Origin of the sequence: Specibacter sp. AOP5-B1-6 (assembly GCF_052376555.1) — a bacterium.
Lineage (GTDB): Bacteria > Actinomycetota > Actinomycetes > Actinomycetales > Micrococcaceae > Specibacter.
The window spans coordinates 1-17,005 of the sequence record NZ_JBQSVT010000036.1; the positions used below are offsets into that span (position 1 = coordinate 1).

The 17,005-nt window shown below is 63.9% G+C and carries 17 protein-coding genes; 7 read left to right on the plus strand and 10 right to left on the minus strand.

Going from position 1 to position 17,005, the window contains the following annotated elements; translation table 11 throughout:
* Positions 1-126: 126 nt before the first annotated feature.
* A complete protein-coding gene (locus tag ACT3TS_RS15340; RefSeq protein ID WP_444532386.1) occupies positions 127-2,349 on the minus strand; it encodes an MMPL family transporter in 2,223 nt (740 codons plus the stop codon).
* Between the two features lie 90 nt (positions 2,350-2,439).
* Here ACT3TS_RS15340 and ACT3TS_RS15345 point away from each other — a divergent pair, with 90 nt between their 5' ends.
* The 3 genes from ACT3TS_RS15345 to ACT3TS_RS15355 all read left to right on the plus strand — a co-directional run bounded on the left by ACT3TS_RS15345 (position 2,440) and on the right by ACT3TS_RS15355 (position 5,370).
* Entirely contained in the window at positions 2,440-2,928 is a 489-nt protein-coding gene (locus ACT3TS_RS15345) for a MarR family winged helix-turn-helix transcriptional regulator (RefSeq protein WP_444532387.1), read from the plus strand.
* Between the two features lie 153 nt (positions 2,929-3,081).
* Complete coding sequence (locus ACT3TS_RS15350; RefSeq protein ID WP_444532388.1) at positions 3,082-5,028, plus strand: penicillin-binding transpeptidase domain-containing protein; 1,947 nt, start codon at positions 3,082-3,084, stop codon at positions 5,026-5,028.
* 66 nt (positions 5,029-5,094) lie between these two features.
* The gene (locus ACT3TS_RS15355) at positions 5,095-5,370 is read left to right on the plus strand and encodes a DivIVA domain-containing protein (protein ID WP_444532389.1); all 276 of its coding nucleotides are present in this window, start codon (positions 5,095-5,097) and stop codon (positions 5,368-5,370) included.
* A 20-nt stretch (positions 5,371-5,390) separates the two neighbouring features.
* Here the strand turns inward: ACT3TS_RS15355 and ACT3TS_RS15360 are convergent, their stop codons facing one another.
* From ACT3TS_RS15360 to ACT3TS_RS15375, 4 genes are read right to left on the minus strand one after another with little or no spacing between them, the layout of a single operon-like run.
* Positions 5,391-5,861: a hemerythrin domain-containing protein gene (locus ACT3TS_RS15360; RefSeq protein WP_444532390.1), complete on the minus strand. Its 471-nt coding sequence runs from the start codon at positions 5,859-5,861 to the stop codon at positions 5,391-5,393.
* 47 nt (positions 5,862-5,908) lie between these two features.
* Complete coding sequence (locus ACT3TS_RS15365; protein ID WP_444532391.1) at positions 5,909-7,546, minus strand: ABC transporter permease; 1,638 nt, start codon at positions 7,544-7,546, stop codon at positions 5,909-5,911.
* Complete coding sequence (locus ACT3TS_RS15370; RefSeq protein WP_444532392.1) at positions 7,543-8,508, minus strand: ATP-binding cassette domain-containing protein; 966 nt, start codon at positions 8,506-8,508, stop codon at positions 7,543-7,545. The genes ACT3TS_RS15365 and ACT3TS_RS15370 overlap by 4 nt, the downstream gene beginning before the upstream one ends.
* A 10-nt stretch (positions 8,509-8,518) precedes the next feature.
* Positions 8,519-9,193, minus strand: a complete 675-nt coding sequence (locus ACT3TS_RS15375) for a TetR family transcriptional regulator (RefSeq protein WP_444532393.1) — start codon at positions 9,191-9,193, stop codon at positions 8,519-8,521.
* 170 nt (positions 9,194-9,363) lie between these two features.
* On the opposite strand from ACT3TS_RS15375, the gene ACT3TS_RS15380 reads away from it, so the two are divergent.
* The 3 genes from ACT3TS_RS15380 (at position 9,364) to ACT3TS_RS15390 (ending at position 10,803) form a co-directional block, all read left to right on the plus strand.
* On the plus strand, positions 9,364-10,101 hold the full coding sequence (locus ACT3TS_RS15380; protein ID WP_444532394.1) for an NUDIX hydrolase: 738 nt from the start codon (positions 9,364-9,366) through the stop codon (positions 10,099-10,101).
* Between the two features lie 23 nt (positions 10,102-10,124).
* On the plus strand, positions 10,125-10,349 hold the full coding sequence (locus ACT3TS_RS15385; RefSeq protein WP_444532395.1) for a hypothetical protein: 225 nt from the start codon (positions 10,125-10,127) through the stop codon (positions 10,347-10,349).
* A 79-nt stretch (positions 10,350-10,428) separates the two neighbouring features.
* Positions 10,429-10,803 (plus strand): hypothetical protein, encoded by a 375-nt coding sequence (locus ACT3TS_RS15390; protein ID WP_444532396.1) that lies wholly within the window; start codon positions 10,429-10,431, stop codon positions 10,801-10,803.
* Positions 10,804-10,883: 80 nt separating this feature from the next.
* On the opposite strand, the gene ACT3TS_RS15395 is transcribed toward ACT3TS_RS15390, so the two are convergent.
* Together ACT3TS_RS15395 and ACT3TS_RS15400 are read right to left on the minus strand one after the other, a co-directional pair.
* Entirely contained in the window at positions 10,884-11,879 is a 996-nt protein-coding gene (locus ACT3TS_RS15395) for a malate dehydrogenase (protein ID WP_444532397.1), read from the minus strand.
* A gap of 204 nt (positions 11,880-12,083) precedes the next feature.
* Positions 12,084-12,881 carry a malonic semialdehyde reductase gene (locus tag ACT3TS_RS15400; RefSeq protein WP_444532398.1) on the minus strand — a complete coding sequence of 266 codons (798 nt, stop codon included), beginning with the start codon at positions 12,879-12,881 and terminating at the stop codon, positions 12,084-12,086.
* A gap of 39 nt (positions 12,882-12,920) precedes the next feature.
* Between ACT3TS_RS15400 and ACT3TS_RS15405 the strand changes: the two genes are divergently transcribed.
* Positions 12,921-14,222: an ATP-binding protein gene (locus ACT3TS_RS15405; RefSeq protein ID WP_444532399.1), complete on the plus strand. Its 1,302-nt coding sequence runs from the start codon at positions 12,921-12,923 to the stop codon at positions 14,220-14,222.
* Between the two features lie 26 nt (positions 14,223-14,248).
* Here the strand turns inward: ACT3TS_RS15405 and corA are convergent, their stop codons facing one another.
* From corA to ACT3TS_RS15420, 3 genes are all read right to left on the minus strand, one after another.
* Positions 14,249-15,244: a magnesium/cobalt transporter CorA gene (corA, locus tag ACT3TS_RS15410; RefSeq protein WP_444532400.1), complete on the minus strand. Its 996-nt coding sequence runs from the start codon at positions 15,242-15,244 to the stop codon at positions 14,249-14,251.
* 66 nt (positions 15,245-15,310) lie between these two features.
* Positions 15,311-15,826 (minus strand): Lrp/AsnC family transcriptional regulator, encoded by a 516-nt coding sequence (locus tag ACT3TS_RS15415; RefSeq protein WP_444532401.1) that lies wholly within the window; start codon positions 15,824-15,826, stop codon positions 15,311-15,313.
* A gap of 122 nt (positions 15,827-15,948) precedes the next feature.
* Positions 15,949-17,004 (minus strand): nitronate monooxygenase, encoded by a 1,056-nt coding sequence (locus ACT3TS_RS15420; protein WP_444532402.1) that lies wholly within the window; start codon positions 17,002-17,004, stop codon positions 15,949-15,951.
* Between the last annotated feature and the right edge of the window lies 1 nt (position 17,005).

The following is a 17,005-nucleotide window of genomic DNA, read 5'->3' on the forward strand; positions in this document are numbered from 1 at the left end:
TCAGCTCCACCCGATCGCGTGAACAGCACCGGAGCAGTAAACAACCCCCGGTTGCGTAGGTGGCTTCGGAAAGACACTCTCAGCCGGCCCGCGCCGGGCTATGGAAGGGACGCCCGATGGAAGCGATCATGAACCGCCGGACAGGCTGAGCTCGTTTCCCTTTTTCTCCCCGTCATCGAATCTAGCCTTGGCAGGCCACCACACCCTGTTGCCCAGGTCGTAGGTCAGTGCCGGCACCAGCAGTGATCGCACAATGACGGTGTCCAGCAGTACGCCAAACGCCACGATGAATGCCAGCTGCGCCAAGAACAACAGCGGAATAATTCCCAGGGCAGCAAACGTCGCCGCCAGCACCACACCTGCGGAGGTGATGACTCCGCCCGTTTTGCCCAGACCGCGCAACACACCAGCATGGGTGCCCATGAGCAGTGACTCCTCTCGGACGCGAGTCATGAGGAAGATGTTGTAGTCGACGCCAAGGGCCACCAGGAAGACAAACCCAAACAGCGGGACCGTGGCATCGGCTCCCGGAAAACCAAACACATGATTGAAGACCAGCGCCGAAACGCCCATCGTGGCCAGATATGAAAGCACCACAGAGGCGATCAGCAGCAGTGGTGCAACAATCGAGCGCAGCAGCAGGGTGAGGACGATGAGTATAACCAGCAGCACGAGCGGCACAATTTTGAACAGGTCACTTTGCGCCGTGACGTTGGTGTCCAAGGCAATTGCCGACACGCCGCCCACCAAAGCAGTAGCATCCACCGCGGGCAACTGTTTGCGGAGTTCAACAACGACCTGTTCGGCGGCATCGGAATCTGCCTGGTCCTTCAGTGTGGCGTTGATCAGCACACGCCCATCCTTGATCACGGGCTCCGCCGCGGCGTCGGGGCGGCCACCGCCGGTGTAGATGCTGGCTTCAGTGATCCCGTCGGTGCCTTCGACGGCGGCCAGGACCTGGTCCTTGCTGTCTTGGTCCGCGATGATCAGCACCGGGCTGCCGCTGCCGCCATCAAAGTGTTTCGCCAGTGCACGTTGGCCGTCAACTGCATTGCTCTGGCCCAAAATGACTTCAGTCTGTGACACCCCGTTGGCCTGCAGCTGCACAATTCCTGAGCTTGCCGCCAGAAGCAGAACCAGGGTCACCACCCATGTCAGGCGTGGTTTTCGGGCAATCAACAGACCAACGCGCCGCCAAATGCCGACGACCCCGGCGAGGCCGTGTTCGACCTGATTGCTCGTCATCGCGTTCATGCCGGCAGTGCCAAGGGCCTCATGCTTGTGCTCATGGCCGGACGAGAGCTTTGGCTTGAAGGGCCAGAAGGCTCCCCGGCCGAAAGACACCAGGAGTGCAGGCAGGCAGGTCAGGGCCGCAAGCAGCGAGAAGAGTATGCCGATCGCCGCAATGGGTCCCAGGCTCCGGTTGGAGTTCAGATCGGAGAACAGCAGGCAGAGCATGGCCAAAATAACCGTGGATCCGGAAGCCACGATGGGTTCCCACGCTCCGCGCATTGCGCGTCCCAACGCGGCCCATTTTGAATCAACCTGGTGCAGGGCCTCGCGGAATCGCGCCACCATCAGCAGCGAATAGTCGGTGGCCGCGCCGATCACCAGAATGGACAGGATGCCCTGGCTTTGGCCGCTGAGCTTGATCCAATCCCAGCTGGCCATGTAGTACACGACCAAGATGGATGCGCACAGGGCCACCACGGACGTGAATAACACCAACAGCGGCAGCACCACAGAACGGTAGACAACCAGCAGGATCACAAATACGGCCAGGAGGGCCACCAGCAGCAACACGCCGTCAATGCCGCCAAAGGCGCTGACCAAATCCGCCGTAAGGCCAGCCGGGCCCGTGACATAGGTACTCACTCCGTCGGGGGCGGAATCGTTAAGGACGTCCCGCAAATCCCCCACGACAGTCTTGATTTCGCCGGTGTCAGAGATGGGGACCAGAAATTCCACGGCCTTCTTGTCTTCCGAGGGAATGGGCCCGGCAATGGCAGAGGTGGCTGGCAGTTCTGGTTTCTGCACGCCGCTGACAGCGCCAAGCTTCTCGGACAGCGCTGCGATTTCCCCCAGCTGGGAGTCTGACAACGGGGCCTCGGCAGTCAAAAGCACAACTGCGGGAATCACGTTGCTGTCCACGAACTTCAGCTGCCAGTCGCGAACCACCGTGGATTCCGCGCTGGCAGGAAGGAAACTGGCTTGATCGTTGGTGGAGACATCAGAGATTTTGCCAAAAGTAGGCCCGCCAAGACCGGCGACAAGCAGCCAGACAACGATCAAGACGGAGGGCAGGGCAATGCGGAGCCAGCGTTTGGGGGACCAGTCAGCGTTCTTCATGATGACAATAATACTTCGATCATCGAGACAGTCTATAATCCTTATGACGATTTTTCTTCCCATCTGGATTTTAGGGGGAAGATTGAGGACATGAGACCTTCCCGAAATCACGCTGAACTTCTTGCTGCGATGCGCGAATTCACCATGGAATCAGACCGCTATGTTGACCGGGCCGCTGCCGTGAACGGGCTGCACCGGACAGACTTAAATGCCCTGGGTTTCCTGTTCAACCCGGGTGCGGATGCGGCAGCACCGACTCCAGGGAAGCTGGGGCAGGCACTGAACCTCAGCTCACCGGCGGTAACGGCACTTGTCGACCGACTGGAGCATTCAGGACACGTCACCCGCCACCGCGGACAGGTGGATCGGAGACAGGTGGAACTTTCCATGACCGATGCCGCCCGCGTGGTGGGGCGCCAGATGTTTTCACCCCTGGCGGCAGAACTCGGTGCAGCACTGGAAAAGTACTCTCCCGAGGAACTGTCCTTCGTGGAACGATTCCTGCACGAGATGACGGACGCAACCACGGCCGCAAAGGAACGCCTCCACGTGCCAACTCCATCAGACGGGTCGGAATAACTTTCCCAAGTGACCGTGCCCGCGCCAGAGTGCAGCCGCCTCCGGCGTGCAGGCTCACCGCGCATCGTACCGCGCACCGCACCAGACATCCCACGGCGGAGAAGAAGTCTGCGCATTGGGTAGGCTGGGCCATATACCAACGTCAGGGAGCCCATGATTCGTCGCGTCACAGTTTTGCTGCTTGCCCTTAGCCTTGTTCTCGGTGGAACGGCGTGTTCACCCCAGGACGACGGGACATCCACCGCAGACGCCCTCGCCAAGGCCCTGTCCACCCACACCATCGGGGACCTCAGCTTTGACAAGCCTGGCGCCGACGTCCAGAAGGAACTGACAGAACTTTCCAAGGGCATCGACCCGGTGTGGCCGACGGTCAGCGTCAGCGGCGTCGAAATCAAGGATGACACTGCCCGCGTCTCGTTGGATTACTCGTGGAAGCTCCCCAAGGTTGAAAAGCCGTGGACGTATTCCACCGGGGCCGACATGAAACGCGACGGCAAGGACTGGACCATCACCTGGTCCCCGGAAATGGTTGAACCCAAACTGGCAGCGGGTGAGCGTCTGAAGATCAGCACCAGCTACGGCACACGGGCCGGCATCCTCTCCGCTGACGGTGAGGCGATCGTGAAGGACCGGCCGGTGCACATCGTTGGCATAAACAAGGACGGACTGAACGAAGCCGAGGCCGAAGCGTCCGCGAAGGAACTGGCCGGGATGCTCGACATTGACCCCGCAGGCTATGCCGCCAAGGTCAAGGCCTACGGCCCGGTGGCTTTTGTTGACGCCATCACCTTGCGCGAGGACGCGTTCACGGCGCTGGATCAGGACAAGCTCAACGCCATCAAGGGCATCCTCGCCACCGAATCAACCATGCCGCTGGCACCCTCGCGCACCTTCGCCTCCGCCATCCTTGGCACCGTCCGCGAGGCATCGGCCGAGGACATTGAAAAGTCCGAGGGCAAGATTGTGGCGGGACAGTTTGTCGGTTCCGGCGGCCTGCAGGCTGCCTTCGATACGCAGCTGGCCGGCACCCCCGGAGTCACCGTCAGTGCCATTCCAGCGGCTGCCACATCCAGCGATGCCGCCACGGACGCTGCTCCCACGGACGACGCCGGGACCGCACCGGCCGATTCCGACTCGCCTCCGCGGGCCCTCTTCACCGTTGATCCGATTGATGGCAAGGACGTCAAGACCACCTTGGTGCCGGCGCTGCAAAGCGCGGCCGAGGACACACTGTCAAGTGTGAAAACGCCCAGCTCCATCGTCGTCATGCGCCCATCCACAGGCGCCATTCTGGCCTCGGCCAACGGCCCTGACAGCCAGGGCTACAACACAGCGTTCCTTGGCCAATATGCCCCCGGCTCGACGTTCAAGATTGCTACGTCACTGGGACTGCTGCGGCAGGGCATGACCCCGACGTCGACAGTGAGCTGCACCCCCGAATTCACCGCTGACGGCAAGAAGTTCCTCAACGCTCCCGGCTACGCGCCCGAGGCGACCGGCGAAGTGTCCTTGACCACCGCCGTCGCCCATTCCTGCAACACAGCCTTTGTCTCACAATTTGAAAATCTGCCCCAGGACAAGCTGGCGGATGCGGCAGGCGCGTTGGGTGTTGGCATGACCAACGATCTGGGCCTGCAGGCGTTCATGGGCAATGTGCCGCGGGACTCGGCCGGGACCGAACATGCTGCGTCAATGATTGGACAGGGCAAGGTGCAGGTGTCGCCGCTGGGCATGGCCGCGATGATGTCGGCCGTGGTCAAGGGCTCCGCTGTTGTCCCCGTGCTGGTTGACGGCCATGACGGCAAGGCAAAGCCGGCTGACGGCGCGGCATTGACCGACACTGAAGCAGGTGATCTGCGCACAATGATGCGGGCGGTCGTCACCGACGGCTATCTGGACATGCTCGGTGACCTGCCCGGTGCCGAAGCGATTGGCAAGACCGGGACAGCTGAATACGGCACCGATGATCCGCCGCGCACACACTCGTGGGTGATTGCCGCGCAGGGCGACGTTGCGGTGGCTGTTTTTGTCGAGGATGGTGACTTGGGGGCCGTCACCGGCGGACCCCTGGCCCGGGCCATTTTGGCTGCAGCCGGCTGACGGCAACACGCCCAGCAATTCTCCATCGCGGAAAGACGATGGTCCCCCAACAACAAAGGCCACACCATGCACAGCTCCGAGCTCAGCAAGATCCGGTTTGCCACCACAAAATTCCGTGAGGGCTACTCCATGCCCGCCGTGGACGACTTCATCATTGAAATCTCCAAGTCCTTGCAGCAATGGGAATCCGGGCGTCCCGGGCAATTGACCGCCGAGGCCGTGATTGCGGCGCGCTTTGCCTCGACCAAATTCGCCCAGGGATACGACCAGAACGGGGTGGACAATTTCCTCGACGAGGCCTCAGCCACCCTGGCAGCCCATGAAGCAGGAAAGCGTCCCTGAGCGGTCCCGCAACACGGTGGCTAGGCGGCGCTGCAGACCCAGCCCTCCGGCGTCGTGCCTTGAGTGAGGAAATGGAGAAGTTCCTCGGTGGCGGCCTCGTCAAGGATGCCGTCTGCCTGCGTGTAAAAGATGGGTTCCTCCTTGGAATTGTGGGCGTCCAGCAGCTCCAGCAATGACGTGCAGGCCGTGCGCAGTGCGGCGGCATCAGCCGATTCGGCCAGTAACGACTCGATGGAGTCCATCTGCTTCCAGAGCCGGCCGTGCTCCCGCAGCATGACAAAGATGGGACCCATCAACCCGGCGGTCTTCAGCGGCGGAAACAGGAACTCCTCCTCCAGATAAATATGCCGGCGGAGGCCGGACAGGGCCGCCAGCAGCGGGGCGGGCCGTGCGAGCTCCGGGCCATCCAGTGAAGCGACAAATGCCTCGATGCCACCGTCAATCTCACGGTGTTCAAGCTCCAACGCCTGCCCCAACGTCCCTGATTCCACGATTCCTCCTGTGCGTCGTGCCCGGCCGGATAACCGTCATGTTCAGGCTACTCCGCTGTGATGTCGCGATTGCGGAAACGCCAAATCCCCAGCACCCCAAGCACGACGGCGAGCAAGGTCAAGGCCGCGAGGGGCGCCAGCGAGAAGCTGTCGGCCGGCATGCGAGGGACGGCACCGAACGGGGTGGCCTTGATGGCATCCTCGGACAGGGAAAACAACGGCCCGAACATGGCCACCACCACGGACATGCCGTACACGGCCCAGCTCAGGCTGACGCTCAGCCGGGGCAGAAAGCCGTGCAGAAACAGCAGCACGCCCATCATCAACAGCACGGCCGGCCAGTAGGCGAAGCTTGCCCCGGCCAGTGCGGAGCCGGATGCGGCGCCGTTGGAGGAGACTCCGGTGAGCCAGCCGCCGAGCAGCAGCATCACGGCAGATCCTGCCGCGGCCACGGCGATGTGCGCGCCGAGCCAGCGGGTGCGGGCGAGCGAACCGGCCAATTGGGACTCGAGTCTTCCGCCGGATTCCTCTGCCCGGGCACCTGAAAGGCTTTGCAGGGCAAACGCGCCGGCCAGCATTGCGTTGAACAGCACGAAGGTGCCCATGATGCCGTTGAGCAGGTCCTGGGACCCACCCAGGAATGCCTGGGCAAATGAGTTTGACGGGTCCAACACCGTGGTCATGGCCCTCGCAACGCTGCCGAAGAACAGCCCGGCCACGATTGCGCCGAGCAACCAGGAAACAAGCGTGGCACGCTGCAGGCGAAGCGCCAGCCCAATGGGCGAGGCCAGCACTGCGGTGGCGCGTCCCGGTCCGCGGCGTTCAGGCAGCAGGCCCTGCCCCAAGTCCCGGCGGGTTTCAATGCGCAGCGCCAGCAAACAGCAGGCCGCGGCGAAGGCCAGCAGAGCCAGGAACGGCCACCACGTGTCTTGGGAGAACGAACGCATGTTCTGGCCCCAGCCGATCGGCGAGAACCAGCTCAGGGCGGTCACCTTCGTGTCGGACGCATTCACATCCGCAACGGCCCGGACCAGATAAAAGACGGCCAGCACGGCCACGCCGAGAGAGTTCGCGCCCCTGCTGGTGGAACTCAGCTGCCCGCAGAGTGCCGCAACCCCGACAAACGCCAGCCCGACGCCGGCGATCGACCCGCCCAGCACCCAAGAACCAGCTGTTGGCAGATTATCGGCCAGCGCCAGCAGCGTGATCAGCAGGCCAGTTGCGATGGAGAGCCCGCCCACCACCGCGTAGTTCGCCAGGCTGAAGGCGTGCCGTCCCAGTGCGGAGCCGCGCAGCAGCTCGGTGCGGCCGGCTTCCTCATCGGCACGGCCGTTGCGGGTCACCAGGAAGATGGCGGCGAAGCCCAAGGCGACGGCGAGGGTCATCCAGATTTTGATGACGAGGATGCCGCCCAGGCTGCCGGCCGCATAGGGCAGACCCGTCATCGCGGCAATGGCCGGGGTGTTGGCCACATTGGCGTAGGCATCCCGGACCGCCTGCGTGGGAAAGGCTTCCTGCTGGGAGGAATAAACGACCGGGATCATGACGGCCAGCACCAGGGCCCAGATCAGCAGGCGCAACCAATTGCGGCGCAGGATGAACCGCACGGACAAGCCGAATCCGACGAGTGTGCCTGCCGCGGAGGGAGCCGCAGCAGCGTGGAGGCGGGCGGCTGCAATGCTCATCGCGCACCCGCTGACTGCGCCGAGGCTGAGTCCGTACCAGTGGTGCCGCCGGCTGTCGTGCCTGGTGAGGCGGTGCCGCCGTAGTGGCGCAGGAACAGGTCCTCCAGCGACGGTGGGCTCGAGACGAGCTGGCGCGGGTTGAGCGTGGAGATGGCAGCGAGCACGCCGCCGAGTTCGGCCTCGCCCACAGTGAACGTGGCGTGGTTGCCGTTGGCCTTGAGTTCGTTCACGCCGGGGACCCCGGAAAGCACGGACGCGTCGCAGTTCAGCAGGACGTTGACAACGGTGCGGTGCAGATGCCGCAGCTCAGCGAGCCGGCCGGCCTCCACCGTCCTGCCCTCGCGGATGATGGTGACGGTGTCGCACAGCTTTTCGACCTCGGCGAAGATGTGGCTGGAGAGCAGCACGCTGCGGCCCTGCGCCTTCACCTCGCGGATGCAGTCCGTGAAGACCTGCTCCATGAGCGGGTCAAGGCCCGACGTCGGTTCATCAAGGATCAGCAGTTCCGCGTTGGAGGCCAGCCCGGCAACGAGGGCCACCTTTTGCCTGTTTCCCTTGGAATAGCTGCGCGCCTTCTTGGTGGGGTCCAGTTCGAAACGCTCAAGCAGGCCGTCGCGCTTGGCGTTGTCCACGCCGCCGCGCAGCTTCGAAAGGATGTCGATGGCCTGCCCTCCGGTCAGGTTGGGCCACAGGCTGACGTCGCCGGGCACGTAGGCAATGCGCCGGTGAAGCTCGACGGCGTCACGCCAGGGATCGCCGCCCAGCAGGCTTGCGGTCCCGCCGTCGGACCTCAAAAGACCCAGCAGGATGCGGATGGTGGTGGACTTGCCCGAGCCGTTTGGCCCCAGAAATCCTGCGACAGTGCCTTCATCCACCTGCAGGTTCAACCCTGCCAGGGCGGTGGTGCTTCCAAACCTTTTGTGCAGCCCTGCTACCTCGACTGCCGGAACGGTGTTGGACATGGTGATTCCCTTACCTTGTTGCAGCTTCTCCCGCGAGGCCCGCGGGCGGGTTGGTGTTTGTGGCCAGATAGGCAACATATTCATCAAGATAGGCACGGTCGGTGAAGATGCCTTCCGTGTAAACCTCCAGCGTGGGGAGCATGGAGTCGGCCATGTACTGGTCCATGACGGTTGCAAAATCGTCCAGTTGAACTTCCGGGCGCATGGCCAGGTTCACCAGCATGCTGCCGATGGACTGCTGCACCATGAAACGTGCGCGGGCCTGCTCGTCGCGGCTGGGCACAACAAGCCCGCGGGCCACGGCGTCCGCGGTGAAGTCCACGGCCTCGGCCACCATGCTGTCCACAAACGTGCGCCCCGCCGCACTGCCGTCCTGGACGCTGCGCAGGATGTAAACCATGAGCATGCCGCCGTCGCGGGAGGCGGGCAACTGCGCAAACAAGCGGGTGGGTGGCGTGTTCAGGCTGTCATTCTTGAACACGCGGTAGCGGTCCAGGACGGTGGAATCGCACTCGGCGCGCAACTCCTTCTTGGACCCAAAGTGGTGGCGGACCAGTCCGGCCGAGACACCTGCCCGTGCCGCAATGGCACGGAGGGATTCGCCGAATCCCCGTGCGGCAAAGCACTCGATGGCGGCGTCCCGGAGCCGTGCCCGCCCCGTGAGATCCTCCTGAGCTGTACTCATGAATAGCAGACTACTCGCGTGTATAGTCTGCGGCAATGGGTGTGCGGCAGGACTTTGAGCAGCCGTTGGTGGGGCCCCGATTCGACGGTTCAGTGGGGGTGTGTCCTGCGGCTGCGGAGGCCCGGTGTGAGCCTTGGTGCATGGGGAGCGGCGGGGGATACGATGGCTGAATGGACCCACAAGCACAGCTTGCGCCGCTGGAAGATGCCTGCACCGTTGTTTTGCTGCGCGACAGCGATTCCGGCCTTGAGACGCTCATGCTTGAGCGCTCCAGCACGAGCAGGGCCTTTGGCGGGGCATGGGTGTTTCCCGGCGGAAAGGTCGACCCCGAAGACCGCGTGGACAGCTTCGGCGCCGCACTCGATGAGCTGGCCGCTGCACGGGCGGCCGGCCTGCGCGAACTGGCGGAGGAAACCGGCCAACGGCTCTCCCTCGACGAGTTGGTCTGGCTCTCGCAGTGGACGCCCATGCAGTCAATCCCGCGACGCTTCAGGACGTGGTTCATGCTGGCACCGGCCGCTTCGGAGCTGGTGGTGCTCAACCCCGAAGAGCACCAACGCCATGCCTGGCTCAGCCCGGCCCGGGCCTTGGAACGCCATGCCGCCGGTGAGATGACGCTGGTGCCTCCCACCTGGGTCACCCTGCACCACCTCGTCGGCGCAGCCTCCGTCGCGCAGGCGCTCGCCGAGGCGGGGGCCGGGTCGCCGTTCTTGTACAACACACACCTGCTCATGCCCCGGGACGGTACCCGGCCAATTGGTGTCATGTGGGCCGGTGACGAGGCTTACCCAGCGACGGAGGGCGCGGCCACAGGCACAAAAACAGGGCCAGGGGCCCGGCACCGGCTCACCATTTCGGGCCGGCCCTGGGTTTTTGAATGCACCGTCCTTGAGCAGGACGGGAACTGATCACCACAACAAAAGGAGTCGTCGTGGCACGGAACAAGCGGAAGCAGTGGAGCGAGCTGGGCAGGGGCAGTCGGCGCGCAATCGTGGCCGTCGGGGTTCTCCAGTTCGTCCTGCAGGGTGCCGCCCTGCGGGACATCGCCCAAAGAACACCGGCGCAAGTCAACGGTTCAAGAAAGGGGTGGGTGGCGGCGTCGTTCATTAATTTTGCTGGGCCCATCGCCTACTTTGTTTGGGGCCGCAAGAAGTAGCCGACGGCCGCCCGCGTCACACCTGGAGGTGTCCAAAAGTGCACTCCCGATTCCAATGTCCCGAAAGCAGGAGCAGAACATGGTCTCAGTAAGCCGGCTTGTGAGTGTTGTCGATACCGACGCGGATTCCCGTTCCCAAGGGGTGTCAGTCTCAGTGCTTCATGAGGCTGAACTGGACAATGGGCAGTCAGCGCCTCTGTTGGATGACCGCGGCTGGAATTCGAGCCAGCCGTGGGCCGAGGCCAACCCGGAGGGGATTCAGGCAACGGCGCGCGTCGTGGTGGGGCCGGATGAACCCCATGGCAGCCAAACCATGGAGGAGGCCGTCACTGCGTATTGGGAATACCTTCGAAAAATCCTGTCCAAACAGGGCATTGAGACGAGTGCGGCCGTTCTCAAGGCAATCCCCCATGACGTCGTTCTCAGCGAGAGGGTGTGGGGGCGTCTAACTTGAATTCGGGCACTCCGGAACGGCGCTGTCGCTGAAACGCTGCCGGCTCGGGTGCCTGAGCCGGCAGCGTTGGAGCAGCAGCGTTAGAGCAGGCCGAGTTCAGCCACGGCATCGCGCTCGGCCACCAGTTCTGCCACCGAGGCCTCGATTCTGGTCCGCGAGAAGTCGCTGAGCTCCAGGCCCTGCACAATGTTCCAGCTGCCGCCGGAGGTGGTGACGGGGAAGGAACTGACAAGGCCTTCCGGCACGCCATAGGAGCCGTCGGAGGGGACGGCCATGCTGGTCCAATCGCCTTCCGGGGTGCCGTGGACCCAGAGCCGCATGTGTTCGACGGCGGCGTTGGCGGCCGAGGCTGCGGAGGAACCACCGCGCACGGAGATGATTTCGGCGCCGCGCTTGGCCACCCGGGGGATGAACTCGTCGGCAATCCAGGATTGTTCCACCAGCGATGTGGCCGGTGCACCATCAACCGAGGCATGGCTGATGTCGGGGTACTGGGACGCTGAGTGGTTTCCCCAGATGGCCAGCCTCTTGATGGCGGCCACGCCTGTGCCGGTCTTCGCCGCCAGCTGCGCCACCGCACGGTCATGGTCCAGCCGGGTCATGGCCGTGAAGCGCGACGCCGGGATGTCCGGGGCATGCGAGGCCGCAATCAAGGCATTGGTGTTGGCGGGGTTGCCCACCACCACAACCTTCAAATCATCGGCAGCACCGGCGTTGAGCGCCCGGCCCTGCACCGAAAAGATGCCACCATTGGCACTGAGCAGGTCCGCCCGCTCCATGCCCGGCCCGCGCGGGCGTGCGCCCACCAGCATGGCGACGTTTGCGCCGTCGAAGGCCTTGACCGGATCATCAAAGACTTCCATGCCTGCGACCAGCGGGAACGCGCAGTCCAGCAATTCCAGCACGGTGCCCTCGGCTGCCTTGGCTGCCTGCGGGACCTCAAGGAGGTTCAGCCTGACCGGGACGTCGGGGCCCAGCATGGCCCCTGAAGCAATCCGGAACAACAGCGCGTAACCAATCTGACCTGCGGCCCCGGTGACCGTGACGGTGACGGGGGCGGGAGCATGTGCATTCATGCCGCCAGTCTAGCCCCGGCACACTGGAGAGCGGCAGGGTGCTTGCTTCCCCCCGGGCTTCCCCTGGAGCGGAGCGCCGGTGGAGTTGAGCCGCCGCTGACGGCGGGTGTGCGTCATGGCAGCAAAAACGCGCTGCCTGCGGTGAAAACCGCGGACAGCGCGTCGGGACGCCGCACCCCGCAAGGGCCGGCAGCGATGAATCTGTTAGAGCGTGGCGGTGGCCAGGTCGAAGTCCAGGCGGTGGAGGCGCGCACGGTCCACAACGCCGTTGGGCTTGCCCAGGTTGATCACCATGAATGCGCTGAAGGGCGAATCGGCGTTGAATTCTGCATTCAGGCCTTCAGCGTCGAAACCAGTCATGGGGCCGGCTGCCAGCCCGGCAGAGCGGGCGGCAAGAATGAAGTAGCCGGCCTGCAGGTGCGCGTTGTTGGCGGCCATGGCGTTGCGGGTCTCAACATTTTCTTCAAACATCGGCACCATCGACGCGGCATGCGGAGCCGTCGTGGGGAGCAGTTCGTGCCACTCGTTGGTGTAGCTCAGCACTGCCACCATGGGGGCGGTGAGCGTCTTGGCCTTGTTGCCGTCCGCCATGTGGGTTACCAAACGCTCGCGGGCTTCGGCTGAACGGATCCAGGAGATGCGCAGCGGCTGGATGTTCATTGCCGTGGGACCCATTTTGGTCAAGGCATAGACAGCCTGCAGGGTCTCATCGGTGATCTCCTCGTCGGCCCAGCTGTTGGCCGTGCGGGCCTCCAGGAACAGTGCCGCCGCTGCGGTGCTGTCCAAAACCAGTTCGGAGTCGAGGTCGATTTCGCTTGCAATGTCAATGCTCATGGGCCGGCTTTCTTGGTACTTGGAAATAACGTCTTCATAGGTGGACAGCGCCCGAGGGGTCCGCATTGTTTCCGTTCCGGCCGTGATGTCTGACACGTCGCCCGCCGGCGCCCGCCACGCGGGGTCTTCCAGCCGGGAGATTTCCGGCCGCCCGCGCGGCTGTGCCATGATGCTGTGATCGGGCCAACGCAAAGGAGCGGCAGTGACATGACGGCATGGACCATTCGTGATTTTCATTCACAGGACGTTGAAGGCATTCTCGAGCTGTGGCAGTCGCTGCGTGACAACGGGGTGGATCCGGTCTATGACCTTTCCGAGGTGCTCGCCTCATGCGAAAAGGACCACGCAGTTGTGGCCGTGCTGGGCGACCGCATCATTGGTGCGGCCGTGGCGCGGGCCGCCCACGACCAGGGCTGGATTGTCTTCCTGGCCACGCTGCCGGACTTCCGCGGACGCGGCATTGGCACCCTGTTGCTGGCTGCGGTGGAAAACCGGATGGCGGCCCACGGCCTGAACAAACTCTCCGCCCTCATGCCCGAGACGGAAACCCGCGTGGACGCGTTCAGCAACCGCGGCTTTGAGGTGAAGAAAAACCTGCGCTACTTTGAGCGGCGCATCCCCGTCCAGCGGGCGGAATTGGGCGTGTTGGAGGAATTGGGTGGCCGGGTATTGCCCCGTGATCTCTGGGATCGCGTCGCCGGCATGACGGCGGAGAAGGAACTGCTCGAACGGCGGCTCGTTTTGCCGCTCGCCGAGGCGGCACTTGCGGAGGAGTTTGGTGTGGTGCCGCCCCGCGCTGTCGTACTTTTTGGGCCTCCGGGCACGGGAAAAACGACCTTCGCCAAGGCCATCGCGTCCCGGCTTGAGTGGCCCTTTGTGGAGGTTTTTCCCTCGCGACTGGCGGGGGATCCCGGTGGGCTGGCCGGGGCACTGCGGCAGACGTTTTTGGAAATTGCCGAACTTGAGCACGCAGTCGTGTTCATTGACGAGGTGGAGGAGATTGCCTCGCAGCGTTCGGGGGAGCCGCCCTCGCCCACGCAGGGGGTCACGAACGAGCTGTTGAAGATCATTCCGGCGTTCCGCGACCAGCCCGGCCGGCTGCTGGTGTGCGCGACGAACTTCATCCGCTCGCTGGATTCGGCGTTCCTGCGCCACGGCCGTTTCGACTACGTCATCCCCATCGGCCTGCCCGACCAGCAGGCCCGCACCGCCATGTGGAATCGTTTCATTCCCGCCCACATTGTGGACCACATCGATGTGGCCAATTTGGTGGCGGCCAGCGATGGGTTCTCGCCGGCGGACATCGAATTTGCGGCCCGCAGCGCGTCCCAGCGTGCGTTGGAGAAAGCCATGTTCGACGACGCCGCCGCCGCCACCGCTGCCGGTCCGCAAACACGTGGTCCGGTGACGGCAGATTACCTGGAGACGATCGCCGAGACCAAGGCAACCGTCAGTGATGCTGTGGCGGCAGGCTTCCTGGAAGACATCGCGGCCCTGGCCCGGACCTGAGCCGCGGCTGGTGATGGGACGGGAGCCTACAGCCAGGACTTCCTTTTGAAGATCAAGTACATCGTCAGGCCCACAAGGAACATCAACGCCAAGGCGAACGGGTAGCCAAACGCCCAATGCAGCTCGGGCATGACGTCAAAATTCATGCCGTAGATGGCGCCCACAAACGACGGGGCAAACAGGATTGCAGCCCAGGACGAGATCTTTTTCATCTGCTCGTTCTCGGCGGCGCTGGCCTCGTTTTGCCGGTTGGTCGTCAACGTGCCGTCAACAGTGAGCGCGTTTTGCAGCAGCTGGCGGAAGGAATCCGCCCGGGCATTGACGATGTCAATGTGGTCTTCCACATCGCGCAGGTAGCGCTGCAGTTCAACATTGACCTGGTACTTGTCAAAGCCGGCCTTGAGCTGTTCCAGCATGCCCTGCAGCGGGTGGATGGCCCGCTGGAACTGGATCACCTCGCGCGAAAGCTGGTAGATGCGCCGCGACACGTGCGGATCGCCGGAGAAGAGCTGGTCCTCAATCTCGTCTATGTCGTTTTCCAGGCCGTTCACCACCGGCTTGTAGTCGTCAACCACCTGGTCCAGGATCGCGTACAGGACAGCCTCGGGGCCGAGGGCCAGCAGCTCGGGGTCGGCCTCGAGCCGGCTCCGAGTGGACGTCAGCCCCGGGGTTTCCGCGTGGCGAATGGTGACAACAAAGTCCTTGCCGGTGAAAACATGGAGTTCGCCAAATTCAACGGCCTCGCTCTCATCAATGTATCTGGCGGGCCGAAGCACGGTGAAGAGGACGTCGTCGTACCTTTCCAGCTTGGGACGCTGATGGGCCTTGATGGTGTCCTCGACTGCCAGTTCGTGCAGCGAAAACTCCGCAGTCAGCGACGTCATCTCGGCCGCGTCCGGGCGGAACATGCCAATCCAGGCCATCCCGTTGCAGGCATCCATCACCTCGTACGTCTGCTCGAGGCTATCTGGATTGGCGAAGCGCTTGCCGTCGACATACACGGCGTTGTCAATGATGGTCACCTGCCCATTATGGGCGAGGCGGGGCGAAAACGTGCGCTCCGCCGTCGACTCGCCTGCGCCAGCCGCTTAGTCCAGCGGGCCCGTGTGCCCCGGAATGTGCTTGAAGACAAGCGTCGTTTCGGTGTGTCCCACCACGGGGTCGGTCGTCAGGTTGTCCAGGACCCAGTCCCGCAGGGCATCGGTGTCGCGGACGGCAATGTGCAGCAGGTAATCCACGGAGCCCGAGGTGTGGAACGTGGAAAGCACCTCGGGAAGCAGCGGAACACGGGCCGTAAAGGTGTCGATCTGGTCCCTGTCGTGGGCGCGCAGCCGCACCGCTATCAGCGCCTGCACCGCCCGGCCGATCGACGCCAGGTTCAGCTTTGCCTCAAACCCCTCAATGGCACCGCGTTCCATGAGCGCGCGTGTGCGCATCAAGGCGGTGGAGGGGGCGATTCCCACGGTGTCGGCCAGGTCCCTGTTGGTGATCCGGGCATCGGCCACCAGCGTGTCAATGATCTGGCGGTCGACGGCGTCAAGGGCGTCCGGCGACGACTGCCCCTGGGGGTTGTCGCGCCGAACGTTCTTCGCGGCTGAAGCCATGGGATCCTCCAAGATTCACAATGTTTGCCGAAACGATGCCTCAGGCGGCATCCGTTAGTTCGCCATACTAGCAAATTGCCGAATAATTGACCCGTCCATTGGCGCCCGGGCGGCCCGTGGAACTAGAGTCCGCGCAGGAAGCCGTCAACCACGGCCGCTGCCGGACCGCTGCCAGCTGACTTCCAGCCGGTGCCGGCCCAGAGGTTCAGGGCGCGCGGGTCGTGTGCGGCCGAGGCTGCTGCGCGCAGGGGAGCCGTCAGGAAATGCACCTCCGGATAGGCCTGGGGTGCCGTTTCGGTGTGGTCCCGGACAAAGTCGTTGACGAGTGCCCGGGCGGGCTTGCCCGTGAAGGCCCGTGTCATGGCGGTGCGGGTGTAGGCCGGATCTGCCAGGGCGTCCTTGTGCAGGGGCCGGGCGCCGCTTTCATCCGTGCGGATGAGAGCGGTGCCGATCGCCACGGCTTCGGCTCCTGCGTTCAAGGCCGCCGTGGCATCCTCGGGGCGTGAAACCCCACCGGCGCCCACCAGCGGCAGCCCCACGGACCGGCGAACCTCAGTAATCAATTCGGGCAGGGTGGCGGCGGATGTCGCGGCGCGGCCGGCAGCAGCCAGCGGGGCAGGTTCCGGCAGGAATGCTGCCGTGTGGCCGCCGGCATTGGTGTGCTGGACCACGAGTGCGTCGACACCAGTCGCAGCTGCGGCCACGGCTTCGACAGCACTTGTCACCGAGGCAACCACCCGGGTGCCAACTTTGTGCAGCTGTGCCACCACATGGGCGGGAGCCAAACCAAAGGTAAAACTCACCACCGCAACAGGGTCCGACAACAGCAGGGCAATCTTCTCAGCCCAAAAATCCTGCACGCGGGGATCGTCCTCGGCCAGCGCCATGGTGGGCACCTCGGCTCCGTAGCGGCCGGCCGCCGCCAGCAGCTCAGTGCGGTAGGCAGCCAGGGCTGCGGACTGTGCCACTGCCGGCGGTGAGGTGCGCGGCACAAACAAGTTCACGCCAAAGTCGACGCCTGTGGCGCGCAACGGCGCAATGTGGGCGGCGAGCTGCTCGGCGGTCTTGTAGCCCCCGGCTGCAAACGCGAAGGCCCCGGCGCCCTGGGCAGCCAAGGCCAGCTCCGCCGTCGTGGTTCCACCTGCCATGGGCGCGGCGATCAAAGGTGTATTGAACATG